Source organism: Streptococcus alactolyticus (assembly GCF_012277075.1).
GTDB classification, from domain to species: domain Bacteria; phylum Bacillota; class Bacilli; order Lactobacillales; family Streptococcaceae; genus Streptococcus; species Streptococcus alactolyticus.
The window spans coordinates 19,343-43,951 of the sequence record NZ_JAAXMT010000005.1 but is presented as its reverse complement, the minus strand read 5'-3'; the positions used below and the strand labels follow the sequence as shown (position 1 = coordinate 43,951).

At 40.8% G+C, this 24,609-nt stretch carries 28 protein-coding genes, 1 pseudogene and 2 other annotated features; of the genes and pseudogenes, 5 read left to right on the top strand and 24 right to left on the bottom strand.

Annotation, left to right across the window (positions count from 1 at the left end; all coding sequences use genetic code 11):
* Window positions 1–112: 112 nt before the first annotated feature.
* From HFK82_RS02045 to HFK82_RS02000, 10 genes are all read right to left on the bottom strand, one after another.
* Complete coding sequence (locus HFK82_RS02045; RefSeq protein ID WP_168260619.1) at window positions 113–1,000, bottom strand: RluA family pseudouridine synthase; 888 nt, start codon at window positions 998–1,000, stop codon at window positions 113–115.
* Window positions 984–1,457, bottom strand: a complete 474-nt coding sequence (lspA, locus tag HFK82_RS02040; RefSeq protein WP_168260618.1) for a signal peptidase II — start codon at window positions 1,455–1,457, stop codon at window positions 984–986. Before lspA ends, HFK82_RS02045 begins: the two co-directional genes overlap by 17 nt.
* Complete coding sequence (locus HFK82_RS02035) at window positions 1,454–2,368, bottom strand: LysR family transcriptional regulator (RefSeq protein ID WP_168260617.1); 915 nt, start codon at window positions 2,366–2,368, stop codon at window positions 1,454–1,456. The genes lspA and HFK82_RS02035 overlap by 4 nt, the downstream gene beginning before the upstream one ends.
* A gap of 172 nt (window positions 2,369–2,540) precedes the next feature.
* The gene (gene rpmA, locus HFK82_RS02030) at window positions 2,541–2,834 is read right to left on the bottom strand and encodes a 50S ribosomal protein L27 (RefSeq protein WP_003065365.1); all 294 of its coding nucleotides are present in this window, start codon (window positions 2,832–2,834) and stop codon (window positions 2,541–2,543) included.
* A 21-nt stretch (window positions 2,835–2,855) separates the two neighbouring features.
* Complete coding sequence (locus HFK82_RS02025; protein WP_154455125.1) at window positions 2,856–3,191, bottom strand: ribosomal-processing cysteine protease Prp; 336 nt, start codon at window positions 3,189–3,191, stop codon at window positions 2,856–2,858.
* 9 nt (window positions 3,192–3,200) lie between these two features.
* Complete coding sequence (rplU, locus tag HFK82_RS02020) at window positions 3,201–3,515, bottom strand: 50S ribosomal protein L21 (protein ID WP_003065371.1); 315 nt, start codon at window positions 3,513–3,515, stop codon at window positions 3,201–3,203.
* A 35-nt stretch (window positions 3,516–3,550) separates the two neighbouring features.
* Window positions 3,551–3,625 (bottom strand) — a sequence feature (ribosomal protein L21 leader region).
* A gap of 78 nt (window positions 3,626–3,703) precedes the next feature.
* Window positions 3,704–4,243: a GNAT family N-acetyltransferase gene (locus HFK82_RS02015; protein WP_168260616.1), complete on the bottom strand. Its 540-nt coding sequence runs from the start codon at window positions 4,241–4,243 to the stop codon at window positions 3,704–3,706.
* On the bottom strand, window positions 4,234–5,415 hold the full coding sequence (locus tag HFK82_RS02010) for a CapA family protein (protein ID WP_168260615.1): 1,182 nt from the start codon (window positions 5,413–5,415) through the stop codon (window positions 4,234–4,236). Before HFK82_RS02010 ends, HFK82_RS02015 begins: the two co-directional genes overlap by 10 nt.
* 88 nt (window positions 5,416–5,503) lie before the next feature.
* A complete protein-coding gene (gene thiI / locus HFK82_RS02005; RefSeq protein ID WP_154455128.1) occupies window positions 5,504–6,718 on the bottom strand; it encodes a tRNA uracil 4-sulfurtransferase ThiI in 1,215 nt (404 codons plus the stop codon).
* A gap of 42 nt (window positions 6,719–6,760) precedes the next feature.
* Window positions 6,761–7,906 carry a cysteine desulfurase family protein gene (locus HFK82_RS02000; RefSeq protein WP_154455129.1) on the bottom strand — a complete coding sequence of 382 codons (1,146 nt, stop codon included), beginning with the start codon at window positions 7,904–7,906 and terminating at the stop codon, window positions 6,761–6,763.
* A gap of 201 nt (window positions 7,907–8,107) precedes the next feature.
* On the opposite strand from HFK82_RS02000, the gene HFK82_RS01995 reads away from it, so the two are divergent.
* Both HFK82_RS01995 and HFK82_RS01990 read left to right on the top strand, forming a co-directional pair.
* A complete protein-coding gene (locus HFK82_RS01995; RefSeq protein WP_168260614.1) occupies window positions 8,108–8,626 on the top strand; it encodes a DUF6556 family protein in 519 nt (172 codons plus the stop codon).
* A gap of 67 nt (window positions 8,627–8,693) precedes the next feature.
* Complete coding sequence (locus HFK82_RS01990) at window positions 8,694–9,938, top strand: bifunctional folylpolyglutamate synthase/dihydrofolate synthase (protein WP_168260613.1); 1,245 nt, start codon at window positions 8,694–8,696, stop codon at window positions 9,936–9,938.
* 39 nt (window positions 9,939–9,977) lie between these two features.
* Here the strand turns inward: HFK82_RS01990 and HFK82_RS01985 are convergent, their stop codons facing one another.
* The 8 genes from HFK82_RS01985 to HFK82_RS01950 form a co-directional block, all read right to left on the bottom strand.
* Window positions 9,978–10,895, bottom strand: coding sequence for an L-lactate dehydrogenase (locus HFK82_RS01985; protein ID WP_154455132.1), 918 nt, complete (start codon window positions 10,893–10,895; stop codon window positions 9,978–9,980).
* 93 nt (window positions 10,896–10,988) lie between these two features.
* The gene (locus tag HFK82_RS01980; protein ID WP_168260612.1) at window positions 10,989–11,327 is read right to left on the bottom strand and encodes a YlbF/YmcA family competence regulator; all 339 of its coding nucleotides are present in this window, start codon (window positions 11,325–11,327) and stop codon (window positions 10,989–10,991) included.
* 11 nt (window positions 11,328–11,338) lie between these two features.
* On the bottom strand, window positions 11,339–12,445 hold the full coding sequence (locus HFK82_RS01975) for a prephenate dehydrogenase (RefSeq protein ID WP_154455134.1): 1,107 nt from the start codon (window positions 12,443–12,445) through the stop codon (window positions 11,339–11,341).
* Between the two features lie 41 nt (window positions 12,446–12,486).
* Window positions 12,487–13,653 (bottom strand): chorismate synthase, encoded by a 1,167-nt coding sequence (aroC, locus tag HFK82_RS01970; protein WP_168260611.1) that lies wholly within the window; start codon window positions 13,651–13,653, stop codon window positions 12,487–12,489.
* A gap of 1 nt (window position 13,654) precedes the next feature.
* A complete protein-coding gene (aroB, locus tag HFK82_RS01965; RefSeq protein ID WP_168260610.1) occupies window positions 13,655–14,719 on the bottom strand; it encodes a 3-dehydroquinate synthase in 1,065 nt (354 codons plus the stop codon).
* A gap of 22 nt (window positions 14,720–14,741) precedes the next feature.
* Complete coding sequence (locus HFK82_RS01960; protein WP_154455137.1) at window positions 14,742–15,611, bottom strand: shikimate dehydrogenase; 870 nt, start codon at window positions 15,609–15,611, stop codon at window positions 14,742–14,744.
* A complete protein-coding gene (aroD, locus tag HFK82_RS01955; protein WP_168260609.1) occupies window positions 15,601–16,278 on the bottom strand; it encodes a type I 3-dehydroquinate dehydratase in 678 nt (225 codons plus the stop codon). The genes HFK82_RS01960 and aroD overlap by 11 nt, the downstream gene beginning before the upstream one ends.
* Window positions 16,275–17,438 carry a class I SAM-dependent rRNA methyltransferase gene (locus HFK82_RS01950; RefSeq protein WP_168260608.1) on the bottom strand — a complete coding sequence of 388 codons (1,164 nt, stop codon included), beginning with the start codon at window positions 17,436–17,438 and terminating at the stop codon, window positions 16,275–16,277. Before HFK82_RS01950 ends, aroD begins: the two co-directional genes overlap by 4 nt.
* Before the next feature lie 135 nt (window positions 17,439–17,573).
* On the opposite strand from HFK82_RS01950, the gene HFK82_RS01945 reads away from it, so the two are divergent.
* The gene (locus HFK82_RS01945) at window positions 17,574–19,745 is read left to right on the top strand and encodes a sulfatase-like hydrolase/transferase (RefSeq protein WP_168260607.1); all 2,172 of its coding nucleotides are present in this window, start codon (window positions 17,574–17,576) and stop codon (window positions 19,743–19,745) included.
* A gap of 318 nt (window positions 19,746–20,063) precedes the next feature.
* A pseudogene (locus tag HFK82_RS01940) lies at window positions 20,064–21,033 on the top strand (transposase).
* Window positions 21,034–21,245: 212 nt separating this feature from the next.
* Here the strand turns inward: HFK82_RS01940 and rplT are convergent.
* The 5 genes from rplT to HFK82_RS01915 all read right to left on the bottom strand — a co-directional run bounded on the left by rplT (window position 21,246) and on the right by HFK82_RS01915 (window position 23,833).
* A complete protein-coding gene (rplT, locus tag HFK82_RS01935) occupies window positions 21,246–21,605 on the bottom strand; it encodes a 50S ribosomal protein L20 (protein WP_000124839.1) in 360 nt (119 codons plus the stop codon).
* A 51-nt stretch (window positions 21,606–21,656) separates the two neighbouring features.
* Window positions 21,657–21,857, bottom strand: coding sequence for a 50S ribosomal protein L35 (rpmI, locus tag HFK82_RS01930; RefSeq protein WP_003065422.1), 201 nt, complete (start codon window positions 21,855–21,857; stop codon window positions 21,657–21,659).
* A 39-nt stretch (window positions 21,858–21,896) separates the two neighbouring features.
* Window positions 21,897–22,427 carry a translation initiation factor IF-3 gene (gene infC / locus HFK82_RS01925; RefSeq protein WP_167829272.1) on the bottom strand — a complete coding sequence of 177 codons (531 nt, stop codon included), beginning with the start codon at window positions 22,425–22,427 and terminating at the stop codon, window positions 21,897–21,899.
* Window positions 22,428–22,440: 13 nt separating this feature from the next.
* Window positions 22,441–22,567 (bottom strand) — a sequence feature (ribosomal protein L20 leader region).
* A 24-nt stretch (window positions 22,568–22,591) separates the two neighbouring features.
* Window positions 22,592–23,272: a (d)CMP kinase gene (cmk, locus tag HFK82_RS01920; RefSeq protein ID WP_154454707.1), complete on the bottom strand. Its 681-nt coding sequence runs from the start codon at window positions 23,270–23,272 to the stop codon at window positions 22,592–22,594.
* Between the two features lie 15 nt (window positions 23,273–23,287).
* On the bottom strand, window positions 23,288–23,833 hold the full coding sequence (locus HFK82_RS01915) for an SAG1386/EF1546 family surface-associated protein (RefSeq protein ID WP_168260606.1): 546 nt from the start codon (window positions 23,831–23,833) through the stop codon (window positions 23,288–23,290).
* Window positions 23,834–23,877: 44 nt separating this feature from the next.
* Here HFK82_RS01915 and HFK82_RS01910 point away from each other — a divergent pair, with 44 nt between their 5' ends.
* Window positions 23,878–24,075, top strand: coding sequence for a ferredoxin (locus HFK82_RS01910; RefSeq protein ID WP_154454705.1), 198 nt, complete (start codon window positions 23,878–23,880; stop codon window positions 24,073–24,075).
* Here HFK82_RS01910 and HFK82_RS01905 read toward each other — a convergent pair.
* On the bottom strand, window positions 24,065–24,553 hold the full coding sequence (locus HFK82_RS01905) for an EbsA family protein (RefSeq protein ID WP_167829271.1): 489 nt from the start codon (window positions 24,551–24,553) through the stop codon (window positions 24,065–24,067). The two genes, HFK82_RS01910 and HFK82_RS01905, sit on opposite strands and share 11 nt — an antisense overlap.
* Between the last annotated feature and the right edge of the window lie 56 nt (window positions 24,554–24,609).

The following is a 24,609-nucleotide window of genomic DNA, read 5'->3' as shown; positions in this document are numbered from 1 at the left end:
CCTGCCTCACGGGACAGTATTAAAGGATATATCTACTTTCTTATCATACCAAAACTATCCCATTTTGACAAGCGTTTTACTAACCTAAACCTAAAGCTTATGAGCGCAAGTCTTAGTGTCTCAAATTTTCCAACGTTTCTTGGAAAATAGCTGGTGGTTCTACGGAAAAGCGTAAGCTTTCGCCAGTCGTTGGGTGGGTAAATCCAAGGGTTTGAGCGTGCAAAAATTGCCCATTACCTTTCAAGGTTTTGCGAGGACCATAAAGCGGATCCCCTGCCACAGGATGACCAATATAAGCCATATGTACCCGAATTTGGTGGGTACGTCCTGTTTCCAAGGTCAATTCTACCAAGGTGTAATTGCCAAAGCGTTCCAAGACTTTAAAATGAGTTACGGCTGGCTTACCTTTAGCCATAACAGCTTGTTTTTTGCGGTCTTTTTCAGAACGTCCAATAGGTGCCTCAATCACGCCACGATCATTTGAAATATTGCCATGCACAATAGCCAAGTACTTGCGTAATGATTTCTTGTCCTTTAACTCTTCAGCCAGTGCTTGGTGGGCACGATCGTTTTTAGCAATCATCAACAAGCCCGATGTGTCCTTGTCAATACGATGCACAATACCTGGGCGAACAACCCCATTGATTGAAGATAAATCGTGAATATGATACATCAAGGCATTGACCAAGGTCCCTGAAGTATGCCCTACTGAAGGGTGAACAACCATTCCTTGTGGTTTGTTGACCACGGCAACATCATCATCCTCGTACACAATGTCAAGCGGAATATCTTCTGCCTCGTATTCTAAGACTTCTGGTTCAGGCAAGTCGTAAGTGACAAGATCCCCTTCTTTGACGCTGTATTTGGCTTTGACAGCTTTGCCATTTACCAAAATATTCCCATTTTTAATAGCTTCATTGGCTTGACTGCGGGATAATTCGGTCAAATCTGCCAAGGCCTTGTCCAATCGAATCCCTGATTCTTTAATGATTAATTCCATCTTCTCCTTCTCTCCACAACACAATAAATAACATCACAACACCGACGGTCAAATAAGAATCGGCGACATTGAAAATGGCAAAATCCATGAAATCCAAATGTACCATATCCACCACATAACCAAGGCGCACACGATCAATGAAATTGCCCAATCCACCCGAAATAATCAAACTCAAGCTCAACAAGAACCAGAACGATCCATTAAGATTTCGGATAAAGTAATAAATAGCAGCCCCCACGACCACAATCGTTAAAATCACAAAAAACCATTGTTGATTTTGCAAAATAGAAAATGCCGCACCATAATTGCGCAAATAGGTCAAACTAAAAATAGGTGGCAACCCCTTATGAATGCTGCCTAAAGGAATGTGCTTGACAATCCATAATTTGCTCCATTGGTCCAAGGCGACCAAAACGACCATTAAAAGTGAAAAATAAAGATATCGATATTGTTTCATCTGACTACCTCTGGGCTAAATTCAGCGAAATAATCCTTCATCACTGAAACGAATTTAAGCGCACAGGCCGACAAATTCTTATCACTACGCTTAATATAAACCATTTTATTATCTAAATCATCTTCAAGCGGTATCACAGTGATACCATTCACACTGCGACTATCTAAAAAGCCGGACCCAGTCGCATAAGCATCTGTTCGCTCCAAAATACCATTCAAAGTCGCTCTATCAGTAACATTGTAAATACAAGGACTTTCTGTCGTATCCACAAAATTTTCAGAATAATAGAGATACTCATCTTTTTCCTGTGTAAATCGCACCGTTGGAAAATCTACTAAATCACTCATGAGCAAACTACTTTTGTCTGCCAAGGGGTGATTTTTCGCCAAATAAATGTGAGTCTGAAACGGAATAAGCTCCACAAATTCCAAGCCCTGCTTTTCCATACGCTGCAATAAGCCTTTACGATTTTGGTTATTGAGATAAATGATACCAATCTCACTATCACCTTGTGCCACCTCATCTAGAATCCTCATCGTTGTTGATTCAAATATACGAAAATGGCGATGCTCAGGATGCAATTTGGAAAAAGTGGTAATCAACGGAGGTAAAAAATCATAATGCTGACTAGCAATTGAAAATTCAGGCGAATCCTCTGATTGTGAAAAGTGTTTTTCAAAGGAATCAAACGTTTTCACAACATCCAAGGCTTTTTCATAAAAATTCATTCCTTGACTCGTCAAAATAGCCCCAGTCGTCGTTCTTGTAAAAATTTGAAAACCCAACTCCGTTTCCAAATTTCTGATAGCAACAGATAAACTCGGCTGACTCACAAAAAGCTTCGAAGCTGCCTCTCGAAAGGTCCCGCTGTTAGCAATCGCTACCACATAGCGTAATTGTTGTATATTCATACTACCTTATTCTTTCTAAAGTCATCTTCTCCATTATATCAAAAAAACAAGCCAAACGCTTGCTTTTTCTGATGACTAAGTTATGGAAACAAGGCACTTTAGTAACACAGTCAAAAATGTACAAAAAAACTTCCTGATTTCTCAGAAAGCTTTTCTCATGCTATTTCTAGCCTTATTTTGCGATAGGGTAAACAGAAACTTGTTTTTTATCGCGACCTTTACGTTCGAAACGTACAACACCTTCAACTTTAGCGAAGAGTGTATCGTCACCACCGCGACCTACGTTTACACCTGGGTAAATGTGAGTACCGCGTTGACGATAAAGGATTGATCCACCTGAAACAGTTTGTCCGTCAGCTGCTTTAGCACCTAGACGTTTAGCTTGTGAATCACGACCGTTTGATGTAGAACCTCCACCTTTTTTGTGGGCGAAAAGTTGCAAGTTAGCAAGATTCATTTTTAACATATATAGTGTCCTCTTTTCAAATTAGTTTGCGATGACCTGAACCGACACAAACTCTTGAGAATTTTCTGCCAAGTTCGTCATCCCTAAAAGAAAGCTTCCAAATAAAAGCTGAACTTTCTCATCCGTCTTTCGCGTTATATGAGAGATATCAATCTTCATATAACCGCCATCAATTTCATCAATCGCTAAATCAGCCTTGCAATCTGCCAACACTTCTAGCGAATTAACCAGGTTAATCGACAAGGTTGAAACGGCTGCACATACGATATCAAAACCATACTCGCCACTGCCAGCATGCCCAGTCAGCTCAACGCTTTCTAGGTTACCTTTACGGCGAATAAAGGTTGCATGAATCATAAGGATAAATTAAGCGTTGATGGCGTTGATAACAACTTTTGTATAAGGTTGACGGTGACCTTGTTTACGGTGGCTACCTTTTTTAGGTTTGTATTTGAAAGTAACAACTTTCTTTTGTTTACCTTGTTTTTCAACAGTACCAACAACAGTAGCACCTTCAACAACTGGTGTACCTACAACAGTTTTGTCTCCACCAACAAGAACAACTTCGTTAAATGTTACTTCTGAACCAGCTTCAACATCAAGTTTTTCAACATAGATCGCTTGACCTACTTCAACTTTAACTTGTTTTCCACCAGTTTTGATGATTGCATATGTGCTCATCGTGCACCTCCTATAAAATTAGTTACGGGAAATCCCGTTTTGTGAAGACTCGCCTTGCACCGTGAGCTACGCTACTTAATGAAACGGTGTTCGCGCGGTTGCACAGGATGTGCATTTAGTCAACAGTCTCATTTTATCATGATTTATCTCATTAGGCAAGATATATCTCTTGATTTTTTATAGAAAAATTAAGTCAAGTCAAACGAGGTTTTAATGAAGCCTAGCAAAGCTTGCTTGGTCAGGCTATCTGCCTTATGGATATCTAACGACGGATCTGTTGCCATAACTTGGTAGATTTCCTTGCCTTCATGATAATAATAAGCAGTCAGCTGGAAACCATTTTTGGCATAAAACGCCACACGTTTTTGGCGTTGGGCATAATTATCTGCTGACTCATCCAGAGGCTCAATAGCCAAAATGATGGGACGATTGCCTGCTACTTTTTTGATATCTTGTAAAATGGCACTACCATAACCACGTGAGCGAATCTTGGTATTGACCGCTAAAAAGAAAAGGTAAAGCAAATCGTTATTTTGCAGTAGGTAAGCTAGCCCTACAAAAGAGTCGCCGTCATAATAGGCATAACAGTCTGTCAAAGGACGATAGGTATTTAAAATTAGCGGTAAATAAGGTAGGCGCTCCACTTTTGGAAAAGCCGTTTGATAGAGTTGCTTGACTTCTCTGTACTGTCTTGAAAAAAGAGTCACTTTTTGACGTGTTAATCCCATTGTAAATTCACCAATTCATTCGTTTCTGCATAAGCTGTATCCACTTTTTCTTGCATAGTGCTATCCAGCAGATGACGGTATTTGCCTCCCTCGATAAAGTCTTCTAAAACCAGCGTGCGGTAATCAGACAAGGTAAAACCTTCAGAACCAACAACGCCCTTGCTCCAAACCCAAACCATCGTCGGGTGGGCAGACACATTTTTAATGCGTGTTTTCCCTTCTTGTTTTTCAAACGTGACATCCAATAACAGACCACGCTCAGTCCAAATGTCATCCACCGTTTCCAGTCGTTGATTGGAAATGAAATTTCCCATTGAATAGAAAATGATTTTCTTTTCGCCGTCTTTTTCAACCACTTCACAAGGTTCAGGAACGTGTGGGTGCCCACCAAAAATAGCATCTGCACCCCAATCAATCATTTTATGATAAAGTTTCACTTGCTCTTCGGTTGGTTCCAAAGCGTATTCCGTTCCCATTTGCGGCATGACGATGGTTACATCGGCTTTTTTCTCTGCCTCTTGAATCTCCGCTTTTATCTTATCTTCTGACAAATCCGATAGATGCTTTTTGTACTCACTATCTGTCAAGGTCGCTTCCATGCCATTATAACCATAAGAATAGCCTAAAATGGCAATTTTAATTCCATTGACGTCCTTAATCAGAAAATCTTCCTTATCACGATTTTCTTGATAAATGCCAATGCAATCCATACCCAAGTCTTCAAAAATATTGACCGTTTGTAGAGCCCCTGACAAGCCCGAATCCAAAATATGATTATGTGCCAAATCAACAACATCGTATCCTGTTTCTTTCATGGCGAGGGCAATCTCACCAGGCGCATTAAACAAAGGGTAGCCAGCTAAGGGATAATCTGAACTGATCGTTCCTTCATAATCCCCAATCGCCAAATCAGCACTGGAAATCCAATCGGTCACATATTCAAAAAAGGGCAGAAAATCATAACTACCATCGGCTTGTTCAGCACTTCCATATAAGCCATTGTGAATTAAAATATCCCCATTTGCCATGACACGCGCTGTTTGAACACTATCTGCTGATGCGTCCTTGGGAGCACTGGTCTGTCTTTTTTCAAAAAACAGGCTGTAAATCCCAGAACCCAAAAGACTCAAGACAATAAAAGCAAGACACCATCTTGTTGTTTTTCGATACATCACCACACCTCCATGCCCATTATATCATGATAATGTGATGAAAACCGAAATGTAAAAGAAGAAAAGCTATTGAAAATAGCCTTCCTCCTTACAATAAATCATCAATCATGTCATCAACGTCATCTGAATCAGCTTGAGGGGTGATGGTTGTCACTTTGATGCCAGCAACTGCACGTTCAACCAATTCTTCAACTGCCATGCGTTTTTCGTATTGTTCCACATTTTTGATTTTTGGATTGGTTTTTGGTCTGTCTGGTGCAAAAATGGTACAACAATCCTCAAACGGTTGGATTGAAATGTCGAAAGTATCAATTTTTTGAGCAATATCAATGATTTCCAATTTATCCATTGTCACCACAGGACGAATAATTGGTGTGCACGTTACGGCATTGATAGCTTGCATGCTTTCCAAGGTCTGACTAGCCACTTGCCCAAGGCTTTCCCCGTTGATGATGACTAAGCCACTGCGTTCTTCACGGATACGGTCTGTAATACGCATCATGAAACGACGGGTCAAGGTCATCAAGTAAGCTTCTGGCGCTTTTTCCTTGATTTCTTCTTGAATTTCCGTAAATGGCACTTCGATAAAGGTAATATTGCCACCAAATTTGGTTAATTTTCGTGTTAAATCCTGTGCTTTTTTCAAAGCACCTGGGCTGGTATAAGGTGGGCTAGCAAAGTGTACAGCTTCAATATCAACACCACGTTTCAAGGCTAAGTAACCTGCAACAGGCGAATCAATACCACCTGACAACATAAGCATTCCACGACCTGCCGTTCCAACAGGAAGCCCGCCAGCTCCCTTGATGTTTTCATAAGACAAGTAAGCAGCTTCTTCACGAACTTCTACTTGCAGGTTAATGTCTGGTCCTTTCATCTTAGCTTGGATATTTGGCAAGACGTCAAAAACAGCTGAACCGAGGTATTGATTAAGCTTACGACTATCCATTTCAAAGGTGTGATCGCTGCGTTTGCTAGTAATTTTAAAGGTCAAACCGTCATGGTAAACATCTTGCATCACTTCTTGGACAGCTTGTTTAATGCTTTCCAAGTTTTTCTCAACCTTGTAAGACGGTGAAAAAGCTTGAATTCCAAAGATGTTTTTCAAAGATTCTGCCACAGGCACATAATCCGTACCATTTAGGAAAATGTGGGCACGGTCACGATTGGCTGTGATGGTCACATCAGGGTAGATTGATAGGACGTGCTTGATGTTTTGCTTTAATTTATTGATAAAGCGCATCCGATTTTTACCCTTTGTAGAAAGTTCGCCATATCGAACCATAATTTCTGAATATTCCATTGCTACGTCACGAGAGAAATGCTCTCATTCCTTTCTATAAAATTATCTCACTTTTTGTGTTTTATGGTAAATTTGTTTGAAAATGGTCAAAAATTGCTCGACTTGACTCATATCATTGTCATCATCAAGGCTAATTCTGACAGCTGATTGGGCCAATTTGCTTGGTACGCCCATCGCCACCAAGGTACCTGCTGGGTGCCCTGCTTTAGACGAACAAGCGGATGTGGTTGAAATGTAAATCTCATGTTCTTCAAAAGCGTGAACAATCACTTCCCCACGCACCCCTTTGATGCCAAAGGTTAGGATATTGGGAGCAAAGTCATCGGTTTTTTCAGAAAAGATTACCACATCTGAATAAACAGCCAAAGCGTCATAAATGACAGCTTTCATTTTGGCAATACGTGGTAGAGCCACGGTTTCTTTTTCCAAAGTCAAGCGCAGCGCTTTTGCCGTTGCAGCAATACCAGCCACATTTTCCGTTGTCGAACGAAGGCCATCTTCTTGCCCTCCTCCAGTCAAAAGAGGATTCAAACGTTTCCCAGCTTTTTTGTAAATAAAACCAACGCCACGCACACTGTGGAATTTATGCCCTGAAAAGCTGGCAAAATCCACACGCTCTGTCAAATAATCTGCCACTGGAACTTTGCCAATAGCTTGGACGGCATCCACATGGAAGGTAATACCTGGCTTGTCTGCTAACACATCTGAAATCGCTGCAATGGGCTGAATAGAACCAATTTCATTATTGACCGCCATAACGGAAACCAAGATTGTCTCAGGACGCAACAAGTCCGCTAAAGCCGCCACATCCACAAACCCACGCTCATCAACAGGAGCATAAGAAACATCAAAACCGTGCTGGCTCAACCATTTGGCTGATTCTTTCACAGCTGGGTGCTCAATGTCAGACACAATAATGTGATTGCCTTGGGGCTCTTTTTCAAAGGCGACACCTTTTAATACCCAGTTATCCCCTTCGGTTCCACCAGAGGTAAAGACAATCTCATCGGTGTTGACACCCAGTAAATCCGCTATTTGCTTGCGACTTGCTTCTAAAATACGACTCGATTTTGTCCCCAAGTTATGCAAACTAGAGGGATTTCCAATAATTTTACTCGCTACTTCTTGATAAGTGCGTAAAGCCTCATCGTACGGAATGGTTGTAGCTGCGTTATCAAAATATATCATAGCTTATTCCTTCAAAAAAAATCAATACTATCATTATAACACAGTCTTAAATATGTGGAAAAGATTTCTCTTTAGTTTTCCATAAGACTTTCTTGTTAATATAATAGTGGTGTCTTAGCGATGCTATTGAAAACATGATTAAATGCTGGACATTTAAAAAGAATGTTCTATAATAGAAACATACGTGAAAAGGAGTAAACTATGCCTCAACATTATTCAAGACGTGAACATTTAGAAACGAAAAAAGAAGAAAAGTCTGCTACCCCAACAAAACATATTAAAACGGGATTTTCTGCCCTTCAAAAAACCGTCGCCCTTGTCGGTTCGATACTCAGTATCATCGTGGCTAGCATTACCATCAATAACGCCTTAAATAGTTCATCAAGTTCTAAACCCAATCACAAGTCAACAACCACGACGACCGTTGTGATTAAAGAAAAAGACGATGATGACAGAGATGATAGTAAAACAGATACGTCAGATTATGATAATGACTACTCTGCTCCCGCCACTGCAAACAATAATACAACCAATAACGCTAAAACATCTGATGCCATTACTAATGGAAACACTAACAGTAGCTACAGTTCAAATACAGATAACACCGCAAGTTCTAGTGCTACTGATACACAACAAAGCACGAGCACACCATCTAGCTCAACCCCAGCTTCTAGCAACACTACTGCAAGCAGTAATGCCGACACAACGACTGGAAACTAATCTCACTTCGTAACATCATACCAATGGAATAAGCAATTATTCCATTTTTCAATCGCTAAAAATACCTATGAACTATACACAAACACTTGATTGGATTCATTCGTTCAAGGCAAATGGGCGCCGTCCTAGCCTTGAACGAATGCGCTATTTACTTACTCTGCTGGATAACCCACAAGACACCTTTCCTGCTATCCATGTTGTTGGAACAAATGGCAAAGGTTCAACAACTAGCTTTTTGCAACACATTTTAACGGCTTCTGGCTACCACACAGGAACCTTCACATCCCCATTTATCACGCGCTTCAATGAACGCATTGCTATTGATGGAAAAGCTATCGATGACCAAGCTTTGGTGGCCGTTGCCAAAGTCATTCGACCGATTGTGGATAGTCCTGATTTTCAACATAAAGTTGGCAGAGTGACTGAATTTGAGTTGGTAACCACCTTGATGTTTTACTATTTTGCAAACATGGCTAACGTGGATATCGCTGTTATTGAAGCTGGCATTGGAGGCACTTATGACTCGACCAATGTTTTCAAGGCGCTAGCTGTCATTTGCCCGTCGATTAGCTTTGACCACCAAGAAACGCTGGGAAATACTCTGACTGAGATTGCGAGTCACAAGGCTGGGGTGCTAAAAACAGGGGTTCCCTTTATTTTTGGGAAAATGGCAGAGCCTGTTGAACAAGTTTTCAAGGAAAAAGCAAAGCAGACCCATTCCCCTATTTATGCTCTGGGACATGATTTTTCAATCGTTTCAAATGGCAGAGCTTTTGATTTCAAGAGTCCAAAGGATAATTTGTCATCTATTCAACTCAAAATGCTTGGCAAGCACCAACAAAGCAATGCTTCTTTGGTAGCCATGACCGCCCTATTGTTGCAACCGTCCTTTTCTGCCATTTCGCTAAAAACAATTAGAGAAGGGCTAGAACAGACTATTTGGGCTGGTCGGTGTGAATGGCTAGGTCCTAATCTCATGCTAGATGGCGCCCACAACGAAGATTCCATTGCGAAATTAGTTGACTTGCTCAAAACGGAATTTGCCGATAAAACTATACACATCTTATTTGCAGGCTTGCGCCGTAAACCTTTGGCACATTTGCTGGAAGAATTGGCTGACTTTGATGTAGCCGTGACCACGTTTGATTTTTATCAAGCACAGGCCTTGGAGGATTACCCAGCGTCATACACCAAGGTTTCCCATTACAAAGACTGGCTGTCACAGGTTAATGACAATCCTGAGGACTTATTTGTAGTGACAGGTTCCCTCTACTTCATCTCCGAGGTTAGAAATCACTTATTGCAAGCATAGGAAAATCTCCCACCTGATTGCTAGGTGGGAGATGCTTTTTTACTGCAAACTTTCTGCAAATTTACGTTTAATGAAATCAGCTGAATAAGCTAATTTTTCCTCTTCTTCTGCTGGCAAGCTTAGGCTGATTTGCTCAATAATACCAGCACGGCCGACAATGGCAGGGTAGCTGAGGTAGGTGTCAAGCGGTTCATAATAATTAGAAACCGGCAATTCTTCGTGACTATCTGAAACAACCGCAAGCGCCAAACGAATGGCTGCGCTGGCAATGCCATAGCTGGTGTATTTTTTGCCATAAAAGACAGTGTGTCCACCAATCATGGCTTCGTGAGCAATCTCGTCCAAAGTTTCCCTGTCAGTGAAGCTTGCAATAGGTTGCCCTTTCACTCGGACTTGACTCCATGCCGTAAATTGAGAATTGCCGTGCTCTCCCAAATTATAACCATAAACACTACGAGCATCAACACCAAAACGTTCGGCCACCGCACGTTTCATTCGCGCCGTATCCAACAAAGTTCCCGTCCCAATGACACGTTCCTTAGGTAGTCCTGAATAGTGTTGGTATAGACTTGTGACCACATCAACAGGATTTGAAATGGCGATAATCACGCCGTTAAAGCCAACTTCTTTGAGGCGTTTCGCTACTTGTGGCACTTCTTTAGCTGTAAATGGCAATTCTGCAAAGCGATCTGCATTTGGATTGTCCTGCAAAGCAATATTTCCCAAGGCTGAAATCACCACATCTGCATCCGCCAAAGCCGCATAGTCATTAACCACGATATTGGCGTGCTGATTGAGATTGGCTGCTGCATCGCGGAAATCCACAGCATCGGCCGTCACCTTTTTCTCATTTGTATCAATCAAAACATAGTCATCAAATGCTCCTTGAGCAATCAAACCGTGAGCAACCGTTGAACCGACATGTCCCATTCCAATAATTCCAACCTTACGCGACATAAAACCTACCTCCTTGTGATATTACTCCACATTATAGCCCTTTCAGCTAAAAAATACGAAAGAAACCTAACAACTCATGTCAGGTTTCTTTTTTTATTTCACTAAATCTTGCAAAGGACCAAAAACAATCTTTTCAATATCTGCTACATAAACAGACAAGGCTTGTTGGGCATCAAGGTAATCTTTCAAAACAGGATTACCCTCAATTTTGGCACCGAGTTCTTGCATTTTGGTTTGCTCATCACCTGTTGGCATTTGCCCAGATTGGATTTTAGCATAAAGGCCTTGTTGGAAATCTGTAAATTCCTTGAACAAGTCTTTAGCTACTGGGTCAGCCTCGATAGCCGCACGACTTTCTTCAGCTTTTTTGTACTCAGGAAGGGCACGAATACCACGTTCCAATTCATTTGCTAAATCATAAACATTTGCCATTAATCTTCTCCTTAATTAATATAAACATTATAATCTGTGTGTTCGCTAATTGCTTGCTTGGCACGTTCTAAATCTTTCCTATTTTTGAAAGAGATTTGCAAAATACCATTGATATCCTCGCGGTTTTTCTCGTTAATATGGATATTCACCAGCGAAATACCTCGAAGCAATTCAAGAATATCCAAAATCACGTCTTCCTTGTCAGGAATATCGACAAAAATATCAAAACTACTTTCCACGCCACCACGCTTGTGAATGGTCATCTGTTGACGTGTGTCACGCGCATGGTAAAAATAATCCCAAATAGCTTGGTCATCACTTTGAACAATCAATTTGGCAACCGCGTCCAAACGGTCTTGAAAATCCGTAATGCGTTCTAGAATGGCTGTTTTATTGCTCAAAAGCACGCTGGTCCACATGGACGGGTCACTTTCTGAAATTCGCGTCATGTCACGAAAACCACCTGCCGCAAATTGATTGGTCATCTCGTGTTCAAGAGCATAATCCCCAGCCTGTTCCATCAGACTAGCTGCCAAAATATGGGGAAAATGGGAGATTTGGCTGGTCACACGATCATGCTCGTCCGCATCAATCCTTATAAATCGTGCATTAAGCCCTGTCAAAAGGTCTTGGATTTCTTCTATCGTTCCTTCTGAGGTTAAGACAGACGGCGTCAAAATGTAATAGGCATTTTCAAACAAGGTCACATCAGCTGCCAAGGGGCCTGATTTGTGTGAACCTGCCATAGGATGCCCACCCACAAAACGAATGGAACGATTAGCGAAGACGGACTCCCCCACAGCGACAATCTCAGATTTGGTTGAACCTGTATCTGTAATAATGACCTGATCCTTCAAATCCAAATCATCCAATTGTTTCAGGATGTCAATCGTGGGTTTTATTGGTGCCGCTATGATAATGATATCACTGATAGGAGCTAAATCTTTCAAGTCTGTCACTAAATCATCGACAATCCCACGTTCCATTGCAATGGTGCGTGATTTTTCTGACGTATCATAGCCAATGACCTGGTAATCAGGGTGGGCACGCTTAATGCCCAAGGCGATTGATCCGCCAATCAAGCCTAGACCGATAATCGAAATGATTTTATTTTCCATCCTTGATTTTTCCCCCATCACACAAGCTATCTCTGTGTTTTTTAGAAATGTTTGACATAATCACGGTATCTAGCAACCGCATCTTTTAGTTCTTCCAAATTATCTGACGAGAATTTATCTAAAATTTCATCAGCAATAACGGTTGCTACAACAGACTCCATGACAACACCTGCCGCAGGTAGAGCTGTTGGATCTGAACGCTCAACCGTTGCCTTATATGGCTCGTGCGTTTCAATATCCACTGACATCAGTGGCTTGTAAAGCGTTGGAATAGGTTTCATGACACCACGTACAACAATGGGTTGCCCATTGGACATCCCACCTTCAAATCCGCCAAGATTGTTGGTGCGACGTGTGTAGCCTTCTTCTTCATTCCAAAGGATTTCATCCATTACTTGACTACCTTTGAGATAGCCGTCCTTGAAACCTAGCCCAAACTCAACACCCTTGAAGGCATTGATGGATAGCACGGCAGCTGCGATTTTCGCATCGAGTTTTTTGTCCCACTGAACATAAGAACCAAGCCCGACAGGAACACCACCAACAACCGTTTCCACGATACCACCAATGGTATCTCCATCTTTTTTGATCTGGTCAATATAATCCTTGATTTCTTGCTCACGTTCTTGATTGACAATAGACACTTCAGATTGGCTAGCCAACTCCTTGATTTGAGCGACGGTCAAACCTTCTGGAACGTCAATTTCTTTTCCGCCAAAAACAACCACGTGATTAGCAATCTCGATATCCAATTCTGCCAAAATACGCTTAGCAACCGCTCCAACAGCAACACGCATCGTGGTTTCACGCGCTGACGAACGTTCCAAGGAATTACGCAAATCATCAAAACGATATTTCATGCCTCCAACAAGGTCAGCGTGCCCTGGACGTGGGTGCGTGATTTTGCGTTTGGTTTTGAGCCTATCCTCGATATCTTCAACCGCCATAATGTCTAACCATTTTTGGTGGTCTTTATTGATGACATGAAGGGTGATTGGCGCGCCAGTTGTTTTTCCGTGACGCACACCAGAAGTGATTTCCACTTTATCCGATTCGATTTTCATGCGTCCGCCACGACCGTAGCCACCTTGGCGACGTTTCAAATCGCCGTTTATATCCTCAGCCGTCAAAGGAAGCCCCGCAGGAACCCCCTCGATAATAGCCGTTAAACGCGGTCCGTGTGATTCACCAGCTGTTAAATATCTCATTTTATTTCTCCAAATACGCTTTCATCTCTTCAAGTGGTATCTGATTGATGGCTGCACGCCCCAATTCAGGAACAATGACTGTCTTAATCATGTGTCCGCGAGCTTTCTTGTCATGTTTTAAAGCATTATAAAGCTCATCAACCTGCCAAGGTTGGTAATCCGTTGGCAAGCCAAATTTTTGGCACATGTTCTCAATAGCTTGGGTAATGCCTTGTGGCATCAAGCCTTTTTTCTCAGCCACACGAGAGATTTGTACCATACCAATCGCGACTGCTTCACCGTGCATGACTTTGCCATAACCAGCGGTTGCTTCAATCGCATGACCAATGGTATGACCAAAATTAAGGTAAAGGCGGACACCATTATCTAACTCATCCTCAACAACAACCTTGCGTTTCACATTACAAGAACGGTAGATAATGCTTTCAGCATGGGCCAAAATGCTCTCAGGCGAACCATCCATTGCAGACAGTTCTTCCCAAAGTTCCACATCATCAATCAATCCGTACTTGATAACCTCTCCCATACCTTCGATAAGTTCACGTTTTCCGAGGGTTTGGAGAGTTTCAGGATCAATTAAAACCCCATCAGGTTGGGTGAATGTCCCGACCATATTTTTCGCAAAAGATGTGTTGACGCCTGTCTTGCCACCAATAGATGAATCCACTTGAGCTGTCAAACTCGTTGGTATTTGCAAGAAATGAATTCCACGCATATAAGTTGACGCGACAAAACCAGCCAAATCACCAACAACACCGCCACCTAGAGCAACGATGCCATCACTGCGAGTCATCTCGTGTTTAACAAGAAATTCATAAGCCTTATTGACTGTCTTAAGATTTTTAGACGCTTCACCTTCTAAAAAATCAAAGACAATAGCTTCAAAACCAGCATTTTCAAGGCTTAATTTAACTGTTTCAGCATATAAACTGCCCACACGATTGTCCGTGATAATAGCAATTTTTTGTGGTTGCCACAATGTCGCCACCCAATCACCCGCTTTTGCTAGGGCACCCTTTTCAATCACAATATCGTAAGGGGTTGGAAGATTAACATTTAGTTTCATACGCGTCACCTACCTGTTATTCTTATTTTGTATTGTATTTTTCTTCAAGCGCTGACCAAATTTCAGCAGTTGGCATGGTTTCTCTCGTCCAACATTCAAAGGCTTCAGCTGCTTGGAACAAAAGCATACCCAAACCATTTAACGCTGTTAATCCTTGACGGCGTGCCAAGGCTAAAAATGGCGTTTCAAAAGGTTGGTAAATGGTATCTGCTACCAGAATACCTTCTGGGAAGGTAAAATCTTCTGCGATAAGCATTGATATGCCGTCCATTCCCACGCTTGTCGCGTTCACAAATAATTGCGATGCCAAAACCTTCTCTTGAATCAAAGAAACATCCTCAACAGGGTAAACGTCAATAGATACGCCCGTTTTATCTGCTAATTCTTGTGCTTTTTGACGTGTTGCTTCTAAAAAAGCTGTTTGGTTGAAAATGTTAATGTGACGAGCGCCATTAAGTGCGGCTTGTGCAATAAGCGCCGTTGCTGCTCCGCCACCTCCAAGGATGGTCATAGTCTTATCTTTGACATCAAAATCAGCAAAAGTCGCTAAACTTCTAAAGAAGCCAATGCCATCAGTGTTGTGCCCAATCAATTTACCGTCACGATGAATAACCGTATTAACCGCACCAATCAATTGTGCCGAGTCTGTCAATTCATCCATGTAAGGAATGACTTTTTGTTTGTAGGGCATGGAAATATTGACACCAAACATATCGTAGCGTTTGACATTTTCCAAGGTTACTTTGAGGTCTGCTTCTGGAATATCCCAAGCCACATACACCCCATTGACACCTGTCTTATCAAAGGCATAATTATGGATAAATGGTGAAATAGAGTGCTTAATTGGAGTTGCAACCACCGCTGCTAACCGCGTGTGTCCATCAATTTTCATTAAGTACCTCCCTGATATGTCGCAAATCTTGTAAGGCGATTTGTCCTGGTGCGCTAGCTTGGTCTAGGCAAGCAAAAGACCAAGATGACCCAAAAACATCCACCGCAAGACGTGACGAACGGCCGAGTTTGCCCATTGACATGGTGGCATACTCTTGCTCTGGGTTTAAGGTTTTAAACCCACGAGTGTAATTCATCAAATCCAAAACATCTTGTTCACTGTTTGGCATCACGGCAATCTTAACCACGCGCGGTGCCAAAGCTGTCAACTCAGAAAACGAAGCCATAAGATTTTCAGGTGTTTCTTCAAAATTATGGTAAGACAAAACCAGATTTGAAAACTCTAACATTTCCTGAAAAGCTGCTTTATGTGAGAAATACTCAAAGTCAATGTAATCTGGATGATAAATGGCATTAATGTCTTTTAACAAGGCAACATAGTCCTCATCAGATATTTGCATCTGACCGCCTTCTTTATCGGTACGAATCGTAAAAAGAATTTCTCTGCCTGCAAAGGTTTCAAAGATAGCTGGGGCAACGGTCATAATGTCGTCTTTTTTCAAAACATCCGCACGCCATTCGATAATATCAGCTCCTTCAAATTTTGAAGCGTCAATATTCTGGGCCTCTTCTAAACTTTTAGGCATTATAGGTACTACTATTTTCATTTTTTAACCCTTATTGTAAATACTTTCAAATAATTGCTAACAGCGTCTGCCTCGTTGACTGTGAAATCACTTGGCAATTGTTGTAAGCGGAGGTAGTCATGCTTAACAGAAGCAAAGCCCTTTTCCAATTGCTTTTTGAACTGTGCTACTGAGACATTTGACGCATTGGTAGAGGCAATAATGACGCCGTTATCTGCTAGAATATCTAAAGCTTGACTAATAAGTCGATGATAATCTTTAGCGACCGAAAAAGTGTGCTTTTTATTACGGGCAAAACTTGGTGGGTCGATAACAATAACATCAAAGGTCAAGTGCTTACGTTTAGCGTATTTGAAATACTCAAAAACATCCATGACCACAAAATGGTGAGCTGCTAAATCCAATCCATTGCTCTCAAAATGCGCTTTTGAGAGTTCACGAGAACGTTTGGCCAAATCCACAGACGTGGTTTCAACAGCACCACCCATGGCTGCCGCAACGGAAAAAGCTGCTGTGTAAGAAAACATATTTAAGACACGTTTTCCCAAACCCAGCTCGTTAATCAAGGCATTGCGAACATCATGTTGGTCCAAAAAGATACCTGTCATCAAACCGTCATTCATGAAAACACTGTACTTAACCCCATTTTCCAAAATAGTAAAATGGCTTGGTGCTTCTTGGCCGTAAAGGTGAGCTGATTCATAATTCAACCCTTTGAATCGAATTTTCTCATAACCGCCCTTGATTTCAGGATAAGCTTGTTGAAAAGCCTTCACAATCGTGTCACGGTGTTGGTAAACAAAGGGATTGTACCATGAGAATACAGCAAAATCAGCATAACGGTCAACCGTTATACCACCAAAATTATCTCCATCTTGGTTAAATAGCCGATAAGATGTCGTAAAATCAGAATTTTCAAACGGTTGACGCCGTTCTTTGGCTATTCGAAACAGATTAAAAAAATAAGCTTCCGTTAGTGTTACTTTTTTAGGGCTCAAGAACCAACCACGCCCCTTATTTTGTCGAGAAAGATAAGCTGTCCCTAAAAACTGGTGCGATTGATTATAAAGCCCCACCAACTGGTCATCGCCTTTAGCCTGATAACAATCTTTATCATCTAAAAGCTGAACCCCACGTTTTATTTTTTTTTCTGTAGAAGAGCCTACATATAGTTTATTCATAAGGCTTATTATATCAAAATTTTGTGCGTTTTCCTACTATTTTTTGCATTTCTTCTGGCTCCCTAAAATAAATTTATGTTATAATCTTAACTGAGATTTTGTCTTTAGGAAAAATAAAAAAAGGAAGTTCCTACAGTGAAAAAATTGAAACAGGTTATCTCACACGTGTTGAGTACACGTTTGGGATTCATTTTAACACTTTTATTGCTTTATTGGCTAAAAACCATGTGGGCTTATCATATTGATTTTACCCTTGATTTAGGAAATTTCTATCAAGTTATCCTATCCATTTTAAATCCCATCCCATTTGGTTTGTTCTTATTAGGGTTAAGCCTTTATATCAAACGAACCCGAACCTTTTATATTGTGAGTTGGATTACTTACACGATTTTAAATATCCTACTCATTTCTAATGTCATTTATTTCCGTGAATTCTCTGACTTTATTACCGTCAGTGCCATGCTAGCAAGTAGCAAGGTGTCGGCTGGTCTAGGGGATTCTGCTGTTAACTTACTGCGTGTCTGGGATATTGTTTATATTCTAGATTATATTATTCTTATTACGCTTTTTGCGACGAAGAAAATCAGCATGGACCCGCGTCCATTTAACAAGAGAGCAAGTTTTGCGATTACAGCACTTTCAGGGTTGCTCTTTTCAATTAACCTCTTTATGGCAGAAATTGACCGTCCTGAGTTGCTCACACGTGGTTTTTCAAACGTTTATGTCGTTCGAGCCTTAGGTTTGCCATCGTTCACCGTTTATAGTGCCAATCAAACCTACCGTGCTGAAAAAGAACGAAGCGAAGCTACTGCTGATGATTTGGTCAAGGTAGAAGATTATGTCAAAGAGCATTACGCCGCTCCCGATCCTAAATACTTTGGTATCGCTAAAGGCAAGAATGTTATCGTGCTGCATTTGGAAAGTTTCCAACAATTTCTGATTGACTACAAGTTAGATGTTGATGGGCAATCCTACGAAGTCACACCATTTTTAAACTCGCTTTACCATTCAAAATCAACCTTTTCATTTGCTAATTTCTTTAACCAAGTTAAGGCTGGTAAAACATCCGATGCCGAAACGTTGATGGAAACCTCACTCTTTGGACTGAGCAGCGGTTCTTACATGGTTAACTACGGTGGTGACAATACCGCTTATGCCGCTCCATCTATCTTGGCACAAACTGGCGGATACACCAGCGCCGTATTCCACGGAAACGTCGGTTCTTTCTGGAATCGTAACAACGCTTATAAACAATGGGGTTACAATTATTTCTTTGATTCTTCTTATTTCCAAGAACAAACCGATAAAAACTCCTTCCAATACGGTCTAAATGATAAGTATATGTTTGCAGACTCAATCAAATACCTTGAGCATATGCAACAACCATTCTATACGAAATTCATTACCGTAAGTAACCATTATCCTTATACTAGCTTAAATGGCGAATCTGACGAAGAAGGTTTCCCACTCGCTAAAACCGATGACGAAACCATTAACGGCTACTTCGCCACTGCCAACTACCTTGATGCTTCTGTTGAAGCCTTCTTCAATTACTTAAAAGCATCTGGTTTATATGATAATACTATCGTTGTTCTTTACGGAGACCACTACGGTATCTCTAATTCACGTAATCCAAGCTTAGCACCATTGCTTGGCAAGGATTCAGAAACGTGGACCGAATACGACAATGCCATGTTGCAACGTGTTCCGTTCATGATTCATATTCCTGGTTATACTGATGGTTTCATTAGTGATACTTATGGCGGTGAAGTTGATGCTTTACCAACATTTCTTCACTTGCTTGGTGTTGATACCAGCCACTTTGTTGAACTTGGACAAGATTTGCTCTCACCTGAGAACAATCAAATCGTTGCTCTTAGAACATCTGGTTACTACATCACACCAACCTATACTAGCTACGGTGGACACCTTTATTACACCGCAACTGGCGAAGAAATCACTAACCCTGATGAAAATACCGTCGAAGCCACGAAGAAAATTCGTGATGCGGCAGCTGAGCAATTAGCTATCAGCGACGAGATTCAAACAGGTGACCTGTTACGTTTTGATAAAGACACTGGTCTTAAAACAGTTGATGCGTCATCAATTTCATATACACATTCGCTTAAAGATTTGAAAGCTATTGAGAAAAAACTGGGCGACGATTCAACCAGTCTATATAGCCAAAACGGCAACAAATCAACAGCAGACTTGTTCAAAGCACCTAGCTACATGCAACTTCACAAAAGCTCAACTAGCACAACAAGTTCTGAATCATCATCAACAGAAGCCTCGTCATCAGAATGATACCACACCAAAAAGCTCTTACTCCTATTTAGGAGTAAGAGCTTTTTTATTCTTATATTCCAAAAAATAGCAAAAACATACTAAGATTAGTAGTGAGAAAATCTCCGACGGGAGAAAGTACTCTCTACTTTTTCTTTTATGTTAAAGTAGTGGTGTCTTGTTAAGTCGAGTTCTCTTTTGACGCTAGACGTCGTATCAAAAACTGGCAAGACACCTGTTTTAGGAAGAATGTTATCAAAGTATGTAGGACACAAGATGTTGAGTATTGAAAATGAAATCACTAAAACAAGGAATCATTCAAGACAAAGAGGTAATATGATGCGTACAGTATTTGGAATTGATGTAAGTAAGGCAAGTTCAGAGGTGGCTATTGTCATCAATGGCGAGAAAATTCATGGATACACCATGCCAAATGACGCTATCGGTTTTACTCGCCTATTAGATGATTTAAAAAACGTTCAAAAGCCCGAGATCATTTTTGAAGCAACAGGTGTCTATTCGCATCGTCTTCAAGCATTTCTTGAAGAAAATGGATACGATTATACACAGCTAACTCCTTTGGAAGCTAAAAAGCAATTAGACAGTTTGCGTGTCCGTACAACGGATAAAATCAATGCCGAAACATTAGCGATATCTCAATTTGTACTGAATCGTAAGCTCGTATAACTTCGTATAATGTATGCTATAAGTTATTACGAAACGCGTGGCTTACTTAGCACAAAAGCTTGCAGCACTAGCCACTCAGTCTTATTGTTCCGTCAAGAAAAACTCTCCAATACTTGAAGAAGTTCGTTACTATGCCAAAGAACTACTCAGACTTTCTGAACAAAGACAAGCTGTTCTTGAGCAAATGGTGGAATTAGCTCAGCCTTTACCAGAGTATGAGATTCTGCTTTCTATTCCTGGCATCGCTGAGACAACTGCGACAAGTATGATTGGTGAACTTGGAGATATCCGCCGTTTACAGTCTGCCAATCAAATCAATGCTTTTATCGGTATCGACTTACGGCACTATGAGTCTGGAAACTTCCTCGTTAAGGAACACATTACCAAGCGTGGTAAGCCCTACGCTAGAAAGATTCTGTTTAAGTGTATTCACAACATCGCTGCGGCTAGCCATACTAATCCTTGCCATATTGCAGACTTCTATGGGATACGAAAAAGACAATCGCAAACAACTTCAACGAAGCCACATACGATTGCCTCTATACATCGCCTTATTCGGACAATGTATTACCTCATAACGCATAACAAGCTTTACGATTACACTTCAACCCAAAATCGCTAAAATTGTGTATGCCATATTATTGTAACACCTTTTCAAAAATGTAGCTAGCTAAGGTGTTATTTAGTTGTGCACTTTTTCTCTGTTAAGTCAAAGAAATAACTTCTCTACTGGTTGAATTAAGTAGCTTCTGATAATGATTTCTTCTAGAAATCGTTGATATGCTTGACAAAAGGTAGAAAAAGAGAGAACGTTTAATGTTCTCTCTTAACTCATTATTTACCAAGTTTAGCTTTAGCTGCATCTGCAAGAGCTGTGAAAGCTGCTGCATCGTTAACTGCTAAATCAGCAAGCATTTTACGGTTAACTTCGATTTCAGCTAATTTCAAACCATGCATCAATTGTGAGTATGATAAACCGTTCATACGAGCTGCCGCATTGATACGAGTGATCCAAAGTTTACGGAAATCACGTTTTTTCTGACGACGGTCACGATATGCATAGTAGTAAGAATTCATTACTTGTTCTTTTGCAGTACGGAACAAGATATGTTTTGCACCATAGTAACCTTTAGCAAGTTTCAATACACGTTTACGACGTTTGCGTGATACAACGCCACCCTTAACACGAGCCATTTATATTCTCCTCCAAATAATTCTTAATAATATTGAGTAAATGCTTTAGACTTATTTAAGACCTGAAAGCATTGCTTTAATACGTTTGAAATCTCCTGAGTGCACCATAGCGGCTTTGCGAAGATGACGACGTTGTTTTTTAGTTTTACCGTGGAAACGGTGTGATGTGAAGGCGCGGAAGCGTTTCAATCCACCAGAACCTGTACGTTTGAAACGTTTAGCTGATGCGCGGTGTGTTTTTTGTTTTGGCATTTTAAAAATTCTCCTCTTAAAATAGTTTAAAATTGACAATTATTTTTTGTCAGAAATTGGTGCAAGCTGCATGAACATTTGGCGTCCATCCATCTTAGCTCTTTGCTCAATAATAGCAATGTCTTGCGTTCTTTCTGCAAATTCCGCCAATACCTTTGCTCCAATTTCTTTGTGAGTAATCATACGACCTCTAAAGCGAATAGAGACCTTGACCTTATTTCCTTTTTCAAGGAATTTACGGCCGTTACGAAGTTTAGTCTCAAAGTCACCTTTATCGATAACTGGGCTAAGACGAACCTCTTTCACAGTCACAACGCTTTGTTTTTTACGTTGTTCCTTACGTTTCTTTTGATACTCAAATTTGAACTTTCCATAGTCCATAATTTTTGCAACAGGTGGCGTAGCTTGTGGTTGAATTAAAACCAAATCCACATTAGCATCATCAGCAATTGCTTGAGCTTCTGATAATGGTTTAATTCCTAACTGTTCACCATCAAGACCAACGAGACGAACTTCGCGAACGCGGATTTCATCGTTAATGAATAGATCTTTCTTAGCTATGATCTTCACCTCTTTATTTTTTTAGAGAAAAACGAAACGGACTTGAGAAACAAGCCCGCACACACGTAATATTCCATAAGGAATGTTTGACATGTTGGGCCAGACAACCGTAGTCGCAAGGCGAGAAGTTCTCACTTCTGCTTTTCTCATTGTTTTAAATTATAGCACGAATGTTAAGCCATGTCAATCATTTTCTCTGCTTTTTCTTGAATAAATGCGACAACACCATCAATGTCAACACCTGTCGTGTCAAATGTAATGGCATCAGAAGCTGGTTTCAAAGGAGAAACCTCACGATGACTGTCCTTATAATCCCGCTCTGCAATCTCTTTTTTCAAAGTTTCAAAATCGGTCGCAATTCCTCGCTCTTGATTTTCTTTGAAACGACGTTGAGCACGTTCTTCCACTGACGCAATTAAAAAGATTTTCAATTCTGCATCAGGCAAGACAACTGTCCCAATATCACGACCATCCATAATAATGGCACCGTCTTTGGCAATACGACGCTGCTGCTCAACTAATTCTTCACGAATTTCTGGAATAGCTGCAATATGTGACACATTAGCCGTCACATCATTGTCACGAATGGCACGTGTGACTTCTGTCTGACCAACAAAAACGGTTTGGCTACCATCTTTGGCACGTCCAAAAGAGATCGGATTGTCAGACAAGGCTTTTAAAATGCCCTGCACATCATCTATTTGGAGATTGTTTTTCAAAGCGAGATAAGTAGCTGAACGGTACATAGCCCCAGTATCTAGATAAGTATAGCCAAGATTATGTGCTAAAATCTTGGCTACTGTACTCTTTCCACTTGAAGCAGGACCATCAATCGCAATTCTAATTGATTTCATATTCCTCTGTCTTTCTTAGTTAACGTTAACGACATCACCTGGGTTAGCATACCAGTAACCTGATGTCATGTGACTTGGATTGAGTTGGTAAAGCGTGTCGACTGAAATACCAGCACGTGCGGCAATAGATGCAGCTCCTTCACCTGGCAATACGGTAATAGTCCCACCGTTGCTAGACGTATCTATACTTGATGAAGAAGGCGTTGTATCTGTACTTTGGCTAGTCGCTGGTGTTTCTTCTGTGCTCTCAGCTGGCGCCTCTGAGGTCGAATCACTTTCTGAAGGTGTTTCCTCAGAAGTTGTTTCTGATGTTTCAGTGCTTGATGACGTGCTGACACTGCTGCTTGTAGAAGCCCCGTAAAAATTAGAGGTTTCAGATACCTTGTCACCACTTCGATTTGAAGTGTAAAAGACAACAAATAAAATAGCCACAATGATCACAAAGAACACACTAAGCAAACCGGTCAACAAAGGTGTGCTCACTACTGAGCCCTTTGTTTTACGATTAGCAGATTGGTCTTTATCCTCTACGACTTTTTCTTCCCATGGTTGTTTTGTCATAATGTCCCCTTGTTAAATCAATCAATTCATATTACAATAATACTATGAAAGTACAAATAATACCAAAACAATGTATCGCCTGCGGATTATGTCAGACCTATTCTTCGGTATTTGACTACCACGACGATGGCATTGTTAAGTTTACTGATTCTGATAGCTTAGAAAAAGTTATTCCTAGCACAGATGTTGATACCATAACAGCCGTTAAAAACTGCCCGACAAAAGCTCTTACTATTTCGTAGGAGCTTTTGTCTCATTATGGTAAGCTTCAAAATAATCCAACTTAATCAAATTATCTGTTAAAACGACCTCGCCAGCAAACTCTGGACGTAACACTAAAGCATCTAAGAAGTATTTTTTCGGCCATTTTCGCATATAAAAGATACGATCGGGTTGGTTTTTGATTTTCATCACAATACCAGATTTATTAACCTCAATCGTTTGAATTTGCGCTATCGCTACTCTTGAGCGTCTAAATGGATTTAAGGCCACAATTCTTAATTTTCCATCATCTTCAATGATGAAATAGCGGTGAAAACCTAGCCCAACTAGAATCACAAAAGTCGCAAACAATACAAAGAAATGGTTGGGTATTTTAGTTCGTTCAAATAACAATGAGAATGCAATAAACATCGGCGCAAGAGCAATTGACCAATACGTAATCAGCCATGATAATTCAGGTTGCCAATGGTATCGCATCTTTCCAAAGATTTTAATCACAATGTTCCTCCACCGTTTGATTTTATCAACTAATGCTTATGCAACGCTTAAATGAG